General features: G+C 58.3%; 17 protein-coding genes. 6 read left to right on the top strand and 11 right to left on the bottom strand.

From position 1 onward, the window contains the following. Window positions 1-17: 17 nt before the first annotated feature. From ACMWKK_RS22885 to yihU, 6 genes are read right to left on the bottom strand one after another with little or no spacing between them, the layout of a single operon-like run. Window positions 18-1,442 (bottom strand): MFS transporter, encoded by a 1,425-nt coding sequence (locus ACMWKK_RS22885; protein ID WP_161656519.1) that lies wholly within the window; start codon window positions 1,440-1,442, stop codon window positions 18-20. 43 nt (window positions 1,443-1,485) lie between these two features. Continuing rightward, a complete protein-coding gene (locus ACMWKK_RS22880) occupies window positions 1,486-2,868 on the bottom strand; it encodes an MFS transporter (RefSeq protein ID WP_112781940.1) in 1,383 nt (460 codons plus the stop codon). Between the two features lie 45 nt (window positions 2,869-2,913). Next, window positions 2,914-4,938 (bottom strand): alpha-glucosidase, encoded by a 2,025-nt coding sequence (locus tag ACMWKK_RS22875; protein WP_112781941.1) that lies wholly within the window; start codon window positions 4,936-4,938, stop codon window positions 2,914-2,916. Between the two features lie 17 nt (window positions 4,939-4,955). Next, window positions 4,956-6,197, bottom strand: a complete 1,242-nt coding sequence (gene yihS, locus ACMWKK_RS22870; RefSeq protein ID WP_112781942.1) for a sulfoquinovose isomerase — start codon at window positions 6,195-6,197, stop codon at window positions 4,956-4,958. Between the two features lie 14 nt (window positions 6,198-6,211). Further along, on the bottom strand, window positions 6,212-7,087 hold the full coding sequence (gene yihT, locus ACMWKK_RS22865; protein ID WP_045329492.1) for a sulfofructosephosphate aldolase: 876 nt from the start codon (window positions 7,085-7,087) through the stop codon (window positions 6,212-6,214). Between the two features lie 17 nt (window positions 7,088-7,104). Continuing rightward, window positions 7,105-7,995 carry a sulfolactaldehyde 3-reductase gene (gene yihU, locus ACMWKK_RS22860; RefSeq protein ID WP_112781943.1) on the bottom strand — a complete coding sequence of 297 codons (891 nt, stop codon included), beginning with the start codon at window positions 7,993-7,995 and terminating at the stop codon, window positions 7,105-7,107. Window positions 7,996-8,150: 155 nt separating this feature from the next. Here yihU and ACMWKK_RS22855 point away from each other — a divergent pair, with 155 nt between their 5' ends. The 6 genes from ACMWKK_RS22855 to fabY all read left to right on the top strand — a co-directional run bounded on the left by ACMWKK_RS22855 (window position 8,151) and on the right by fabY (window position 12,896). After that, a complete protein-coding gene (locus ACMWKK_RS22855; protein ID WP_112781944.1) occupies window positions 8,151-9,047 on the top strand; it encodes a sugar kinase in 897 nt (298 codons plus the stop codon). 34 nt (window positions 9,048-9,081) lie between these two features. Further along, a complete protein-coding gene (locus tag ACMWKK_RS22850) occupies window positions 9,082-9,882 on the top strand; it encodes a DeoR/GlpR family DNA-binding transcription regulator (protein ID WP_112781945.1) in 801 nt (266 codons plus the stop codon). 119 nt (window positions 9,883-10,001) lie between these two features. After that, window positions 10,002-10,601, top strand: coding sequence for a glucose-1-phosphatase (gene yihX, locus ACMWKK_RS22845; RefSeq protein ID WP_045329577.1), 600 nt, complete (start codon window positions 10,002-10,004; stop codon window positions 10,599-10,601). Continuing rightward, window positions 10,595-11,476, top strand: a complete 882-nt coding sequence (locus tag ACMWKK_RS22840) for a virulence factor BrkB family protein (protein ID WP_045329499.1) — start codon at window positions 10,595-10,597, stop codon at window positions 11,474-11,476. The genes yihX and ACMWKK_RS22840 overlap by 7 nt, the downstream gene beginning before the upstream one ends. Then, complete coding sequence (gene dtd / locus ACMWKK_RS22835) at window positions 11,473-11,910, top strand: D-aminoacyl-tRNA deacylase (protein ID WP_008501836.1); 438 nt, start codon at window positions 11,473-11,475, stop codon at window positions 11,908-11,910. Before ACMWKK_RS22840 ends, dtd begins: the two co-directional genes overlap by 4 nt. Window positions 11,911-11,954: 44 nt before the next feature. Then, window positions 11,955-12,896 (top strand): fatty acid biosynthesis protein FabY, encoded by a 942-nt coding sequence (gene fabY / locus ACMWKK_RS22830; RefSeq protein ID WP_045329500.1) that lies wholly within the window; start codon window positions 11,955-11,957, stop codon window positions 12,894-12,896. A gap of 11 nt (window positions 12,897-12,907) precedes the next feature. On the opposite strand, the gene ACMWKK_RS22825 is transcribed toward fabY, so the two are convergent. The 5 genes from ACMWKK_RS22825 to ACMWKK_RS22805 form a co-directional block, all read right to left on the bottom strand. Then, window positions 12,908-13,825: an alpha/beta hydrolase gene (locus ACMWKK_RS22825; protein ID WP_112781946.1), complete on the bottom strand. Its 918-nt coding sequence runs from the start codon at window positions 13,823-13,825 to the stop codon at window positions 12,908-12,910. Window positions 13,826-13,858: 33 nt separating this feature from the next. After that, on the bottom strand, window positions 13,859-14,293 hold the full coding sequence (locus tag ACMWKK_RS22820) for a VENN motif pre-toxin domain-containing protein (RefSeq protein ID WP_236653109.1): 435 nt from the start codon (window positions 14,291-14,293) through the stop codon (window positions 13,859-13,861). 137 nt (window positions 14,294-14,430) lie between these two features. Beyond that, entirely contained in the window at window positions 14,431-14,649 is a 219-nt protein-coding gene (locus tag ACMWKK_RS22815) for a hypothetical protein (RefSeq protein WP_112781947.1), read from the bottom strand. Then, entirely contained in the window at window positions 14,646-15,074 is a 429-nt protein-coding gene (locus ACMWKK_RS22810; protein WP_258526898.1) for a hypothetical protein, read from the bottom strand. Before ACMWKK_RS22810 ends, ACMWKK_RS22815 begins: the two co-directional genes overlap by 4 nt. Before the next feature lie 43 nt (window positions 15,075-15,117). Beyond that, window positions 15,118-15,761: VENN motif pre-toxin domain-containing protein (locus ACMWKK_RS22805; protein ID WP_406542938.1), on the bottom strand; the 644-nt coding region annotated here is incomplete at its 5' end.

Below are 15,761 nucleotides of genomic sequence, written 5' to 3'. Positions count from 1 at the left end.
AGTGGCCGGATTTATTGTTATAAAGTGACTGCTGACGCTTTATTGTTGGTGGTTATCTCAGGGGTATTTGCGGTTTGTTTTTTCCGTTTTCCAATCTCCTCGATAATAAAAGCGAAGCGCGCTTCGTTGAGTTTATAAAACAGCCCCATGGTCACGGCGGCCACGATCGCCAGGCCGCACGGCCAGAGGAAAATAAGCTGACGCAACCCCAGCAGCGTGCCTGCGCTCTGCACCGCATGGGGAACGTAGCCAATCTGGGTTAGCATGATGCCGGGCAGGAAGCCGGCGAGGGCGGCGGATATTTTGCGCGAGAAGGTATACCCGGTGTACACCGACCCTTCTGCGCGGATGCCGGTTTTCCACTCGCCGTAATCGACGGTATCCGGCACCAGCGCCCAGTTCAGGCTATTCACAAACGCCGTGCCGAAGAAGGCCATGCAGGAAAACAGCACGAACAGCAGGGAGCTGGTCCCCCAGAAGAAGTTCAGCACGTCACCCACTGCCCACAGCGCCAGCCCGCCCAGATAGACCGGCTTCTTGCCGAAGCGCTTCACCGCGCCGGGAACCAGAAACACGCCAATCAGAATGCAGCCCATGCTGAAAAAGCCCATCCACGACAGCAGATGGAGATCGTTCAGCACGTACTGGGTGTAATAGACCTGAATCGCCAGCTTGATGTTAAACGCGGCGAGGGTGCACAGGTTGGCGATGCACAGCACCAGCAGCGGCGGGTTGCGGAAAATCGCGCAGAACGATTTCAGAATGCCGGGCTTATGGTGATCGGGCGTGACCTCCACGTAGCGCTCCTTCACGCCGCTGTAGCACCACCACATGCAGAACAGACCGCCGGTCACAAACGCCAGCGCGGCCACCAGATAGCCCAGTGACGGCTGGTGGACGAACAGCGCCTGGATGGGCATAAAGCCGACGGTGCAGAGCAACAGCCCCACCGTTGCGCCGCCCTGACGCCACGCCGCAAGCTGCGCACGCTCGTTGGGGTTTTTGGTCATGGCGGGCACCATCGCGCCGTAAGAGCAGTTCATCAGGCTATAGCACAGGCCAAACAGCATGAAGAGCGCGGTGGCGAGCGCCGTTTTCACCGTCAGGCTAAAGTCGTTGGCCATAAACTGCGCCGTCGCGACCAGCGCCACCGGAACGGAGGCATAAAGGATGAAGGGCCGGAATTTTCCCCTCGCGCCGATATTGCGCCGGGAGTCCAGCACTACGCCGGTCAGCATATCGGTAAACGCGGTAAAGAATTTCGCCACCAGGAAAATAATGCCGCCGTAGAACGCGGGCAGGCCCAGCTCATCGGTGTAAAACTTCAGCAGATACAGCGTGCCGATACACAGCATCAGGTTCGAGCCAAAATCGCCCATCCCGTAGGCGCACTTCTCTCGCAGGCTCAATTTCAGGGTTAACGGATCACGGTTATGTGTCATGGTCGATCCTCAGAGCGCCCCGCAGGGCGCGCTATCTCGTCTTTTATGCCGTACGCTTGCGCAACTCGATCTCTTCGACGATGCGCACATACATCTTCTCGTTGAGGTTGTAGAAGCAGCCCATCGCCACAATGGTGGTAACCGCCAGCAGGCTCGGGTAGATAAAGATCAGCTGCCGCAGCCCTTCAACCGTCCCGGCGGATTGCACCACGTTGGGCACATAGCCGATTTGCGTCAGCATAATGCCGGGGAAGAAGCCCGCCAGCGCCTGAGACACCTTGCGGAAGAAAGTAAACCCGGTGTAGACCGTTCCCTCGGAGCGCACGCCGGTGCGCCACTCGCCGTACTCCACGGTATCGGACACCAGCGCCCAGTTCAGGCTGTTTACAAACGCGGAGCCGAAGAAGGCCAGGCAGGAGAACGCCACAAAGCTCACCGAGCCGCCGCCGAAGAAGTAGTTGAGCAGATCGCCCGCCACCCAAATCGTCAGTCCGCTGATGTAGACCTTTTTCTTACCGAAGCGCCGTACCGCGCCGGGCATCATAAAGACGCCGATAAAAATGCAGCCCATGCTGAAGAAGCCCATATACGACAGCAGGATCGGGTCGTTCAGGACGTACTGCGTGTAGTACACCTGAATGGCGAGCTTGACGTTAAAGGCGCCCAGCGTGCACAGGTTAGCAATGCACAGAATAAACAGCGGACGGTTCCCGGCGATGGCGCGAAACGACTGCAGCAGACCCGGCTTTTGCGCCGGATGAGCAGGCCGCGTCTCGACGTAACGCTCGGTCACGCCCTTATAGCACCACCACATAAAGAACAGCCCGAACAGCGAGAAGAGGGTGGCGGCAAAGATATAGCCAAGCTGGTCGTTGCCCTCAATCAGGTTCATCACCGGAACAAAGCCCACGGTGCAGAGCAGCAGGCCCAGCGTGGCGCCGCCCTGACGCCAGGCGGCCAGCGAGGCGCGCTCGTTCGGGTTTTTGGTCATAGCGGGCACCATCGCGCCGTAGGAGCAGTTCATCATGCTGAAGAACAGGCCGTACAGCATGAACAGCACCGTCGCCATGACCGTCTTACCCGTGACCTCAAACGGCGTGCCGACAAAGTTGGCAATCGCCAGCAGGGTCACCGGGAACGCCGCGTACAGCACGAACGGGCGGAATTTCCCCTTCGGGCCTATGTTGCGCCGGGAGTCGAGCATGATCCCGGTGCCCATGTCGGTGAAGGCGGTGAAGAACTTGGCAATCAGGAAGATGATCCCGCCGTAGGTGCCCGGTAGCCCCAGCACGTCGGTATAAAACTTCAGCAGATACAGGGTGCCAATATCCAGCAGGATATTCGAGCCGAGGTCGCCCATCCCGTAGGCGAGTTTCTCTTTAAACGGCAGGCGTAGGGTTGCCGGATCGGAAGTATGTTGACTCATTATTATTCTCCGTCTGCCCGCAGGTTTCCCTGCGGGCGAGCCTTATCAGATATGACGTAAGGTGCTAAACAGATCTGCCCATTCGCTGTGCTGGCGATAGAAGACTGGCGGCCTGCCGAGCGGGGCGTCAACGGTCACGTCACCGCCCGGGCAGGTTTCTCCGGTCCACGCATTCACCCAGCTGTCCTGCGGCAGATAGAGCGTCCAGTCGGTGCGCCCCTCTTCGTGAACGGGTGCCACCAGCAGATCGCGGCCAAACAGATACTGATACTTCAGCGTGTAGGCGCGCGCGTCGTCCTCGTAGTGCAGGAACAGCGGGCGCATCACCGGCAGGCCGCTTTTCGCGTTCTGCGCGACGGCGGCTTTGATATACGGCTTCAGGGTGGTGAAGACGGTGGTCATGCGCGCGAAGTGCGCGATGGTTTCCGCATCGCCGTCGAACTGCCAGTTGTCGCCGGGGCGATTGCCCTCATGGGTGCGCATCATCGGCGTGAAGGCGCTGAAATCGCACCAGCGCAGCAGCAGCTCTTTGCTGCGCTTCATCCCGAACAGGGTGGTATAGCCGCCGATGTCGCTGTGGTGCAGGCCGTGCCCGGTCATCGCCAGGGAGAGCGCCGCCGGAATCACCGAGGCCGGGCCGTCGTCCAGGCTCCAGTCGACGTTCTGATCGCCCGCCCACATCATCACGGAATGCTTCTGGCTGCCGGTGTAGCCCGCGCGCATGAAGAACAGGATCTCCCCGAGCTTGCCGGTCTCTTGCAGCGCCTCGTAGTTACACTTCGCCCACAGGGCAGGCCAGGCGTTGTGCATGATCTCCGCGCTGACGCCGTTGTGCAGGAAGGTGTCGGTCGGCAGGTACTCCCCGAAGTCTGCCATCCAGCCGCTACAGCCCAGTTCGATCAGGTTCTTTTTGATCACCTCTTTGTACCAGCCGTAGGCTTCCGGATTGGTGAGGTCGATAACGCCCGCATAGAACTCACCGAATTCGACGTGGTAGTCCTTGCCGTCGGCATTTTTGGTCAGATAGCCGCGTTTCGCCGCCTCTTCGCACAGGTCTTTATCGCTGGCCACGTACGGGTTGATATAGGAGAGGAACTGCACGCCTTCCTCTTTCCACTGCTGAATACGCGCATCAAGCTGCGGGTACAGCTCGCGGTTCCACTTCCAGTTCCACATCACGCGTTTGCCGAAGGAGGTCATGCGGATGCCGGACCAGTCCTGCGCCCAGATGCCGTTCACCTTCACGCCGCCTTTGCGCATCACGTCGAGCTTCTGCTGACACACCTCGGTGCCGCCCTGAATCCCCAGCGTCACGCCGTCGTACACCCAGTCCGGCAGTTCTGGCTGTCGCCCCAGCAGGCCGGTAAGTTTTTCCAGCAGATCGACGTACGTTTCCGCACATTCGAAGCGCAGCGTGGCGTTATCCTCCCAGAACGCCAGCTCGTGGAAGTCCGGCGCGCTGAAGTCAAAGTTCATGTAGCAGCTGTTATCCACGTGGCAGTAGTACTTCTGGGTGCTCACAAACGTCGGCTGCGGGAAGAAGGTCCAGTAGTAATCGCCGCCTGCGTTCTCCTTGCAGTCGGCCTGCCAGGTGACAAAGGTTTGCTTGTTACGACCCACGCCCTGCTCGCTGGTCCACAGCGGGAACGGCTTGCCGCGCAGGTCGAAGTAGGAAAACTGCTCGCCGCAGCCGTAGATATGATCTTCCGGCTGCGCCGCCAGCCGCAGCCAGATGCGGTTATGGCGGGCGGCATCATTGCTGAGCTTCAGCTCCAGACGGCCTTCGGCGTCCACGCCCACCCGCAGCGTCGCGCTCACCGCGTCGCCCCGGGTGAAGCGGATCGCCCAGCCCGCGCTTTGCTGCGTAACGGTCGCGTCCGTCAGGGCAATCTTTTCGTTGAGCCTGTCCTTGATGCTGAAGTTGCCGCGAAACATCTCGATATCGGCCTCGCCCGCGCCGATCCACAGGCAGGGCGCTTCCGCGGTGTGGGACAAAATCAGGCGGTTTTCCCAGTGCAGGGTGAAACCCCTTTCGTTATTTTTCAGGTCAATATTGTGTAGGGTACGCATAAGAGCTCCGTCTTTTATTATTTGGCCAGGCTATCCAGCAGGCCGGCGGCCGTTGCCGGGGCTAAGCCCGGAGCCAGCGGCAGGCGAGGGATCACCAGGCAGTGCAGCAGATGGTAAATATCCTGCTTGCCGTCCCAGACTTTGGTCGTCACTTCGTTATTGGTGTCCAGCTCCTGCCACCAGGAGCCGTTCTCGTAATCCATCAGATACTTGATGCAGTAATCCCACCACCTCTGATACCAGGCTTCGTACTGCGCCTCGCCGGTCACGGTGTAGAGCGCGTAAGCCGTGCCCATCGCCTCGACGATCGGCCAGCGCACGCGCTCGCGCACGATAGGCTTGCCGTCCCAGCCCACGGAGTAGACAAACCCGTCCGCGCCGTCCGGTGCCCACGCATCGCGAATGGTGGCGTGGAACAATCCTTTCGCATCTTCCAGCAGCCACTCCGGCGGGGTTTCAAAGCGGGCTTCCAGCGCGGCGCGCAGGTGCAGCATGAGGCGGCCCCACTCGATCCAGTGCCCCGGCGTGCCGCCGTAGGCGCGGAAACGGTGGGCAGGATTGTCGATGTTGTAGGCGCGGATCGGGTTCCAGTCAGTGTCGAAATGCTCGTTAACGCGGTACTCCCCTTTGCGCGCCACGTCGTGAATAATCACCGAGGCGATGCGCAGGGCGCGGTCGAGCCACTTGCGGTCGTGCGTCACGTCATAGACGATCAGGAAGGCTTCCACGGCGTGCATGTTGGCGTTGCCGCCGCGGTAATCCTCGGTTTTGCTGAAGGCCTCGTCCCAGGATTCGAGGCACATTTGCTCTTCCTCGCTCCAGAAATAGCGCTCGATCACCTCAATGGCGTCGTCCAGCAGCCTGCGCGCCTGTGGATGGCCGGTAGTCACGGCGCTCGCCGCGCCCAGCAGCACGAAGAAGTGCTGATAGCCCTGCTTGGAGGCGTCAATCACGCCCTCATCGTTCACGCAGGCGTACCAGCCCCCGTGCTGTTTGTCGCGCAGCGGGCCGTTGAGGGCATTAATGCCGTGCTCAACCAGGGCATACGCGCCGGGACGGCCCATGTTGGCGGCCACCGCGTAGACGTGCAGCATGCGGGCGGTGATCCACAGATGCGTGCCCATATCGCTGCGCACCTGACCGTTATTGCCCAGCCAGCCAAAACCGGTCGGCACGGCGGCGTTTTTACCGAAGTCGAAAATACGGTCGGTCTCTTGTTCGAGCCAGCGGTTATGGCTCAGGGTGTTAAACCATTTCATGTTCGGGTCCTTTCCTAGCGGCGAGCCATCATTTCGTCGACGATCTCACCCAAACGCTGCAGTTTCGGCACGGAGACGTCGCGCAGCATCATGTCCGTATCCGGCAGCCCTACCACGGACGACCACACGGCGCGACCGGCTAAAAAGCCGGAAGCTCCCGCCTGCATGGCAACCTGCACCGCGCGCGGGAAGAGCTTGTCGTCCACGCCGGAAGAGAGGATCACCCACGGCATATTGATTTCCGCGTTCAGCTTCTGCGAGGCGGCCAGCAATTCCTGCTGCGTACCTTTACCGAACAGCGGCATCTCCACTTTGTAGAGGTCGGCCCCGCTGTCGCCCAGCTCTTTCGCCGCATCAATAATCGCCTGCTCGCGGTCAAACGCGGCACCGCGACGCGGCGGACGCACCACCGGCTCAATAATGCTCAGCAGCCCGTTGCTGTGGCACAGCGTGTTGAACGCCTGCACCATCTCCAGCCGCTGCTGCGGATCTTCATCGCTGCGCCACAGCACCAGCAGCTTCAGCGCCTTGCCGCCGTCGCGCCTGACCGCCTGCGCGTCGATGGTCTTGTCGATGACCACGCTGTCGACCGGAATACCGTTGCCCGGTATAAACTCGTCGGCGGCCACAATCATTGCGCAGCTTTTGGCAACGGCATGCTGCTCGACGATCTGGCGGTAGCAGAACTGCTGGTCGACGAGAATGGCGGAGGCGTAAGGCGACAGGATTTTGGCGGCGTTAACCTTAAAATCCGTGAGGTGCTGGTCGGTGACCGGCACCGGCGCGCCAGCCGCCGCAAACATCAGGCGCATCGCTTCGCGCTGGTCCACGGCCAGCATCGCAAAACCGCCGGAAGGTCGGGTGATATCTTTCAGGGTGTACATCGTCATTCCTCAGTCCTTTCGTATCAGTGTGTTTTTTTCAGCCCGGCAGATGCGCGAACCTGTTCGAGAATGGCCGTCCAGTCTTCGCGCCCGCGCCCGGCGGCGCGTGCCTGGCTGTAAACTTCGCGCGAGGCCGCGCCGAGCGGCATCGGGACGTGGAGCTGGTTGGCCACGTCGAGCGCAATGCCCAGATCTTTATGCGCAAGGTCGATCATGAAGGCGGGTGAAAGATCCCCTTTCAGCACCTTGTTCGGCCATGAGGTTGTGAAGTGGCCTTTGCCTGCAGGCGTGCCGCTCATCACCTTGAGCGCCACGTCGAAGGAGAGACCGAGCGCTTCGCACAGCACGGCGGCCTCGGCCGACAGCGCGTTCAGGGCAATGCTCATGTAGTTATTGATGAGCTTCACGCGGATGCCCATGCCCGGCCCGCCCGCGTTAATCAGCTCGTTGCCCATTGCCATGAGTACCGGGGTGGCGCGCTCAACCTGCTGCGCCGTACCGCCTGCCAGCAGAAGTAACGTACCGGCGATGGCATGGTCAGACGTGCGCCCGACCGGGACGTCCATCAGGCTGAAGCCGCGCGCCGCCATGTCGCGGATCAGCTCGTCGGTTTGCAGCGGATGAATGGTGGACATATCAATCACCAGCGCGTCGCGGGGCATCCCTTCGCAAACGCCGTGCTCGCCGAACAGGACGCTGCGCACCAGGTCGCCGTTTGGCAGCATGGTGATGACAAATTCGGCCTCCTTTGCGGCCTGCGCGGGCGTGGTTGCCGCCCGTGCGCCGCTTTCCACCAGCGTCTGAACCGCCTGCGGGTTAACATCAAAGACCTGAAGCCGGTGTCCCTGCTTCAGCAGATTCTTCGCCATTGGCGCGCCCATCTGCCCTAAACCGATAAATGCGATTGCTGACATGCCTCTCTCCTGTCACTTCGTGTCAATTTTTGCGCGTTTATGTTGTCTGTTTTTGATCGTATTTGTAATTTATCGTCAAAAAATAGACATGAGTCACTTTTTAAACATTTGGTGAAATTAAAATGACGGCATCAGAAATCGCAGAAGGAATCACCATGACTCGCATCGTTTGTGTCGGCATTACCGTGCTGGATCGCATCTGGTATCTCGATGATTTACCGAAGGAAGGTGGGAAATATGTCGCAAAGGACTATACAGAAGTGGGCGGCGGCCCGGCGGCTACTGCGGCGGTGGCGGCGGCAAAGCTGGGGGCGGAAGTGGATTTTATTGGTCGGGTGGGTGACGACGACACCGGCAGACGGCTGCTCGCGGAGCTGGAATCCCTGGGGGTGAATACACGCTACACGCGCGTGTTCAGCGGTGCCCGCTCGTCACAGTCGGCGGTGCTGGTGGACGCCAGCGGGGAGCGCGTCATCGCGAACTACCCCAGCCCCGATCTCCCCGCTGGGGCAGACTGGCTGCAAGAAATCGACTTCTCACAATGGGACCTTGTATTAGCGGACGTGCGCTGGCACGACGGGGCAAAACAGGCGTTCACCCTTGCCCGTCGGCAGGGCGTTCCGACCCTGCTGGACGCCGACGTCACCCCGCAGGACATCGCGGAACTGATCGCCATAAGCGACCATGCCGCCTTCTCCGCGCCGGGGCTGCGGCGCTTAACGCAGGTGGAAGAAACTGCTGGTGCGCTGAAAAAAGCACAAACGCTCACAAATGGACATGTGTATGTAACCCAGGGGCGAGACGGCTGCTTCTGGCTGGAAAACGGCACGGTGTGCCACCAGCCCGGCTTTGAGGTGGATGTCATTGATACCACCGGCGCTGGGGATGTTTTCCACGGCGCGCTGGCGGTCAGCCTGGGGCAGCAAGTCCCTGTGGATGACGCCGTGCGGTTTGCCAGCGCGGTCGCCGCCCTGAAGTGCACCAGGCCCGGCGGGCGTGCGGGGATACCCGACTGTGATCAAACCCGCTCTTTTTTGTCACTTTTTGTATAAAATGCGGGGCGTGATGGTTTTCAGAGGACAGCCCATGAGCCTTACCGAACTGACCGGCAACCCGCGTCACGATCAGCTGCTGACGCTGATTGCCGATCGCGGCTATATGAACATTGATGAACTGGCGCAGCTGCTGGATGTCTCCACGCAAACGGTGCGGCGCGATATCCGCAAGCTCAGCGAGCAGGGACTGATCACGCGTCATCATGGCGGCGCGGGCAGAGCGTCCAGCGTGGTGAACACGGCGTTTGAGCAGCGCGAAGTGTCGCTCACCGAAGAGAAGCGGGCGATTGCCGAAGCGATTGCAGACTACATTCCCGATGGCTCGACCATCTTCATCACCATCGGAACGACGGTGGAGCACGTTGCCCGGGCGCTGCTGAACCACAACCATCTGCGCATTATCACCAACAGCCTGCGGGTGGCGCACATTCTCTATAAAAACCCGCGCTTTGAAGTGATGGTGCCCGGCGGCACGCTGCGCCCGCACAACGGCGGTATTATCGGCCCGGCGGCGACGGCGTTTGTGTCTGGCTTTCGGGCGGACTATCTCGTGACCAGCGTGGGCGCGATTGAGCACGACGGCGCGATGATGGAGTTTGACGTCAATGAAGCCAGCGTGGTGAAAACCATGATGGCTCACTCGCGCCATATTTTACTGGCGGCCGATCATACGAAGTACACCGCCTCCGCCGCCGTGGAAATTGGCAACGTGGCGCAGGCCACGGCGCTCTTTACTGACGAGCTCCCCGGCTCCACGCTGCAAAACCATCTTAAATCCAGCAAGGTTGAGGTCGTTGAAGTGAATTCAAACGACGAACAGCAGGCGGGTTAATCCGTTTATGGCCCGGACTTCAGGTGCGGGCCGCTCCTTTCTCTAAGCTGAATCTGGCGCATAGCCAAACCTTCTCTTTCCCGCTACAGTTAATTTTCCACGGCGAGCAGGAGATAAACATGCTTTATATCTTTGACTTAGGAAATGTAATCGTCGACATCGATTTTAATCGGGTGCTGGGCGCATGGAGCGATTTTAGCCGTGTTCCGCTGGCGACGTTAAAGCAGAATTTCGCGATGAGCGAGACCTTCCACCAGCACGAGCGCGGTGAAATCAGCGACGAGGAATTTGCAGAACGTTTCTGCCAGGAGATGGGGCTCTCGTTAAGCTACGAGCAGTTTTCCCACGGCTGGCAGGCGGTATTTGTGGCGATTCGCCCAGAAACGATCGACATCATGCACAAACTGCGCGAGCAGGGGCACCGCGTGGTTGTCCTGTCCAATACCAACCGCCTCCACACCACGTTCTGGCCTGAGGAATACCCTGAGGTTAAGGCGGCGGCAGATAAAATCTATCTCTCGCAGGAGATGGGCATGCGTAAGCCTGAAGCGCGGATTTACCAGGCGGTTCTGCAGGCAGAGGGATTCACCGCGGCCGATGCGGTCTTTTTCGACGACAATGCCGATAATATAGAGGGGGCTAACCAGCTGGGTATCACGTCAATTCTGGTGACCGGAAAAGAGACGATCCCCAACTACTTTGCGAAGCAGCTATGCTAAAAACCGTTCATCAAAAAGCCACACATCATACGCGTCCGCTGCGGGCCTGGCTGAAGCTGCTCTGGCACCGCATTGATGAGGACAATATGACCACGCTGGCGGGTAACCTCGCCTACGTGTCGTTGCTTTCACTGGTGCCGCTGGTGGCGGTTATCTTTGCCCTGTTTTCCGCCTTCCCGATGTTTGCGGAAGTGAGCGTACAGCTTCGCCACTTTGTTTTCGCGAATTTCATTCCCGCCACCGGCGACATCATTCAGAACTACATTGAGCAGTTTGTTGCCAACTCTAACAAGATGACGGCGGTGGGGGCGTGTGGTCTTATCGTCACCGCGCTGCTGTTGATGTACGCCATTGATAGCGCGCTCAACACCATCTGGCGCAGTAAAAAAGCGCGGCCCAAGGTTTACTCGTTTGCCGTCTACTGGATGATCTTAACGCTGGGCCCGCTGCTGGCCGGGGCGAGCCTTGCTATTAGCTCGTACCTTCTGTCATTGCGCTGGGCGAGCGATTTTAACGGTGCCATTGATAACGTCCTGCGCATCTTCCCGCTGATCCTGTCGTGGCTCTCTTTCTGGCTGCTCTATAGCGTTGTCCCGACCACACGCGTACCTAACCGCGATGCGGTAGTGGGGGCGCTGGTGGCGGCGTTGCTGTTTGAGCTCGGTAAGAAAGGGTTTGCCCTCTACATCACCATGTTTCCGTCCTATCAGCTGATTTACGGCGTGCTGGCGGTGATCCCCATTTTGTTTGTCTGGGTCTACTGGACCTGGTGTATCGTCTTGCTTGGTGCCGAAATAACTGTCACTCTCGGCGTATACCGCGAACTTAAAAAAGCAGCAGCAGCTGAAAAACAACAAGAAGCAGACCAACCATGATTGCATTGATTCAGCGCGTAACCCGTGCCAGCGTCACCGTGGAGGGAGAGGTGACGGGTGAAATTGGCCCAGGACTTTTGGTGTTGTTAGGTGTCGAAAAGGATGATGACGAACAAAAAGCCAACCGCTTGTGCGAGCGCGTGCTGGGCTACCGCATTTTCAGCGATGCGGAAGGAAAGATGAACCTGAACGTCCAGCAGGCGGGCGGCAGCGTACTGGTGGTGTCCCAGTTTACGCTGGCGGCGGATACCGAGCGCGGCATGCGCCCGAGCTTCTCTAAAGGCGCCGCGCCGGATCGTGCAGAAGCCCTTTACGAGTACTTTGTTGAGCGTTGTCGCCAGCAGGAAATGAATACGCAAACCGGACGATTCGCTGCAGATATGCAGGTATCGCTGGTGAACGATGGCCCCGTCACATTCTGGCTGCAGGTATGAGCATACTTACGGCATGGCCGCGGGTAACAAGAGAGAGTACAGCTATGTATCACCTTCGAGTACCGCAAACGGAAGAAGAGTTAGAAGCCTATTACCAGTTTCGCTGGGAAATGCTGCGCAAGCCATTACATCAGCCGAAAGGCTCCGAGCGCGACGCCTGGGACGCGATGGCCCATCACCAGATGGTGATGGACGAAGAGGGCAACCTCGTCGCCGTCGGGCGTCTGTATATCAACGCCGATAACGAAGCGTCTATTCGCTTTATGGCGGTTCACCCTTCCGTACAGGATAAAGGGCTGGGCACGCTCATGGCGATGACCCTAGAGTCCGTGGCCCGTCAGGAAGGCGTTAAGCGCGTCACCTGTAGCGCCCGCGAAGATGCCGTGGAGTTTTTTGCCAAGCTCGGTTTTGTGAATCAGGGGGAAATCACCGCCCCGCAAACCACGCCGATTCGTCATTTTTTGATGATCAAACCCATCGCCACGCTGGACGACATTCTTCATCGCGCCGACTGGTGTGGACAACTCCAGCAGGCCTGGTATCAGCACATTCCGCTCAGCGAAAAAATGGGCGTGCGCATCCAGCAGTACACCGGGCAAAAATTCATTACCACCATGCCGGAAACTGGCAATCAGAACCCTCACCACACGCTGTTTGCGGGCAGCCTGTTTTCCCTGGCCACGCTCACCGGCTGGGGGCTGATCTGGCTGATGCTGCGCGAGCGCCATCTGGGTGGCACCATCATTCTGGCCGATGCCCATATTCGTTACAGCGCGCCGATAAGCGGCAAACCGAGCGCGGTGGCCGATCTGGGGTCACTGGGCGGCGATCTGGACCGTCTGGCACGCGGCCGTAAAGCGCGTGTACAAATGCAGGTTGAACTGTTTGGCGATAAAACACCGGGCGCGGTGTTTGAAGGCACCTACATTGTTCTTCCGGCGAAGCCCTTCGGCGCGTATGAAGAGGGCGGGAACGAGGAGGAATAACTTCTCCAACGTTATCGCCGGGGGGAGCTTATCCGCCAGGCGATGTCGTGCATAACGTCTCGCGCTGACGGGCTAATGCCGCCAAGCTGAAAGAAGCCATGAATAACGCCCAGCCAGCGCTGAGCGGTACACTTCACACCCTGCTCAGTCAGATGTTGGTACAACATTTCTCCCTCATCGCACAGCGGATCGTACTCGGCGGTAATGATGTGCACAGGCGGCAGACCGTTAAAATCATCCCGCCACAGGGGGCTGGCTTCCGGATGCTGGCGGTCGGTGTCGGCGAGATACATTTCATACCCGCTAAGCAGCGTATCGCGAGTGATCACGTAATCCGTGCCATTGAGGGCATAGCTTTCAAAACTGGCCGTGGCGTCGAGCATGGGGTAGATAAGAATGAGCTGCGCAGGTTGCCACAGCCCTTTAACCTTAAGCCTCAGCGCCGTTACCAGCGCCAGATGCCCCCCCGCGCTGTCTCCGCAAAGGGTGATGCGGTTTTTATCCACGCCCAGCTTGTCTGCATTTTGCCAGACCAGATCTGCACCTCTTTCCGCATCGTCATGTGCGGCGGGGAAGGTCTGTTCCGGCGCTAGCCTGTACTGAATCGCAACCACCCGACAATTGCCAAAGCAGGCTAACTGACGGAGTTGATTGTCATGGGTATCAAAGCCGCCGCTGATAAAACATCCACCATGGTAGTAGATGGCAGCAGGCAATATTTCAGGGGCATTAAGAGGTGAAAATACCCGAATGGTACGATCTTCAAGAACAAGCGTCTCCACCTGAACGCGCGTTTCGGTCTCTCCGGCAAGGCCGGTACTGGCAAGATAGCCTGCTCTTCGCACCTCAATGCTCTGGCGACGTGACGAGGGCCTACCTGCAGCGATAAATCCCTGGACCAACGTCGCAATACCCTGTTCCAGCGCCATGAAAATTCCCTTTTACTGTATGGATGAACAGTTTTATAGCCTGGTTTGATTCAAAAGAAAACAAGAATATTGTTGAGGACAACAATCTGGAAGGTGGCTCGCAATGGCGCTTGCCGTACCATCCCCCGCCACGCCGCCCGCTATCCCTGCGGCAAGGGTTGCCAGGGCGCTGATGGTCTGCTTTTCACTTTCGCTCAGCGCAGCAACATCCTTCCCGTACATTTCCAGCGCAATACCACCTGCCAGCTCCCCGGCGGCGGCTTTTTCCATTCCGTCGTCCAGCCCGGAACGGTGCCCGGTAATCTCCGCCACGTACGGTGCGGCGGCTCCGGCCAGCGCGGCGGTCATGTCGCCGCCCGCCAGCCCCTGAGCCGCAGCGGTAGCGGCCTGAATGGCGCGCTGCATGTTGCTGCCCGTGCCGTGCTGCTCCATTGCCGTGCGTCCGGCCTGGTCGGCTATCTCCTGCAATGCCGCCTGCTATCCCTGCGGATCGAGCCGGTTAAGGGCTGATGGTTAAGGAGAAGATCCCTGCGTGGCGGTCGGGATCTTCGGTTCAAGGATGATCATTTATCGGGATCTACTGGTGGTTTCTTGCGGGTGTTGTACTAGTCTATTTTGTTGAATATTAAACATCCCACTGCACTAAGTATTCCTGCGACAACACTCATCTTAACGACTTTAATAACACCAGATAGCGATAAATAAACTTCCCCAGTATAAATAACCGCTGTTACAATCCTGGTAACTACACCTAGTGCAAAAAAAACCGTGGTCATATAGATAAAAATAAGAATAAATATATGAGGTGTCATTTTCTTCTTCATTGTTTTTTATCCTTATTTTTTATTAATTCTTTAACTGTATCATTGGATATTTCAAAAACCGAAGCAGAACCAATATCTCCTATCACACCGGAAAAAGACCCTACGTATGGCGCAATCAGCTTTGGAGCATACTTTCCAAAATATCCTCCGGCCAGCGACCCCGCAATGGCGCCGCCCTGACCAGTTAAGCTGGGTCCATCAGTCATAAATGCACCACCCATATTAATAAGAGTGTTACCACTAATCTTATATCCTGGAGCCAGATAACCAGCACCTGCCGCTACGGCAGCGCTGTAGTAACTAAACTCACTGCCTGGCGACATATTCATGTACTGGAATAAAGAGTTAGCCCCACCACTAATAACCGCACCGGTAACACCTTTACCCACTGCGACTGTCGGGCCAAGATAAATGGCTCCAGCCATAAATACCCCATCCTGATAACCTTCCACTATCGCTTTAGTGATATTAGCCCCTTCCTGCTGGAGGGTTTGTTACAAAATTATGTGTAGCATCCACATACTGCTTTGCATTCTGATATTCTGGAAATTCTTTTTCATGTTTTTTCCAATGCCCATAGGCATTTGCTACGGATTCCATCTTCTTGGTTTCTGTCCAAATATCGGTATCTTTGGATTTTCCATTCTTGGCGATCCCACCACCACCTTTAAGTGGATCACCATTAGCATCTTCAACTCCGATCCTCAGCATCGGATTGATATCAAAGATTTTATCCTTGCTTAACGAGTTATTCTCAACCACCGTCTTCCCGGCCTGCGCTCCCGCAATGGCGCTTGCCGTGCCGTCCCCCGCAACACCACCCGCTATCCCTGCGGCAAGGGTTGCCAGGGCGCTGATGGTCTGCTTTTCACTTTCGCTCAGCGCAGTAACATCCTTTCCGTACATCTCCAGCGCGAGCGTGCCCGCCAGCTCCCCGGTGACGGCACCCGCCGCACCCGCCAGCGCGTCTTTCCCCTGCATCGCGGCCAGCACGGCGTTCGCCACCGCGTGGGCGGCGGCTTTTTCCATCCCGTCGTCCAGCCCGGAACGGTGGCCGATAATCTCCGCCACGTACGGTGCGGCGGCTCCGGCCAGCGCGGCGGTCATGTCGC

The organism is Enterobacter sp. 01-M-03-SI-ECC, from assembly GCF_047530215.1.
In the GTDB taxonomy this organism is placed as follows: domain Bacteria; phylum Pseudomonadota; class Gammaproteobacteria; order Enterobacterales; family Enterobacteriaceae; genus Enterobacter; species Enterobacter chengduensis.
This window is presented reverse-complemented; position numbering and strand designations above follow the sequence as displayed.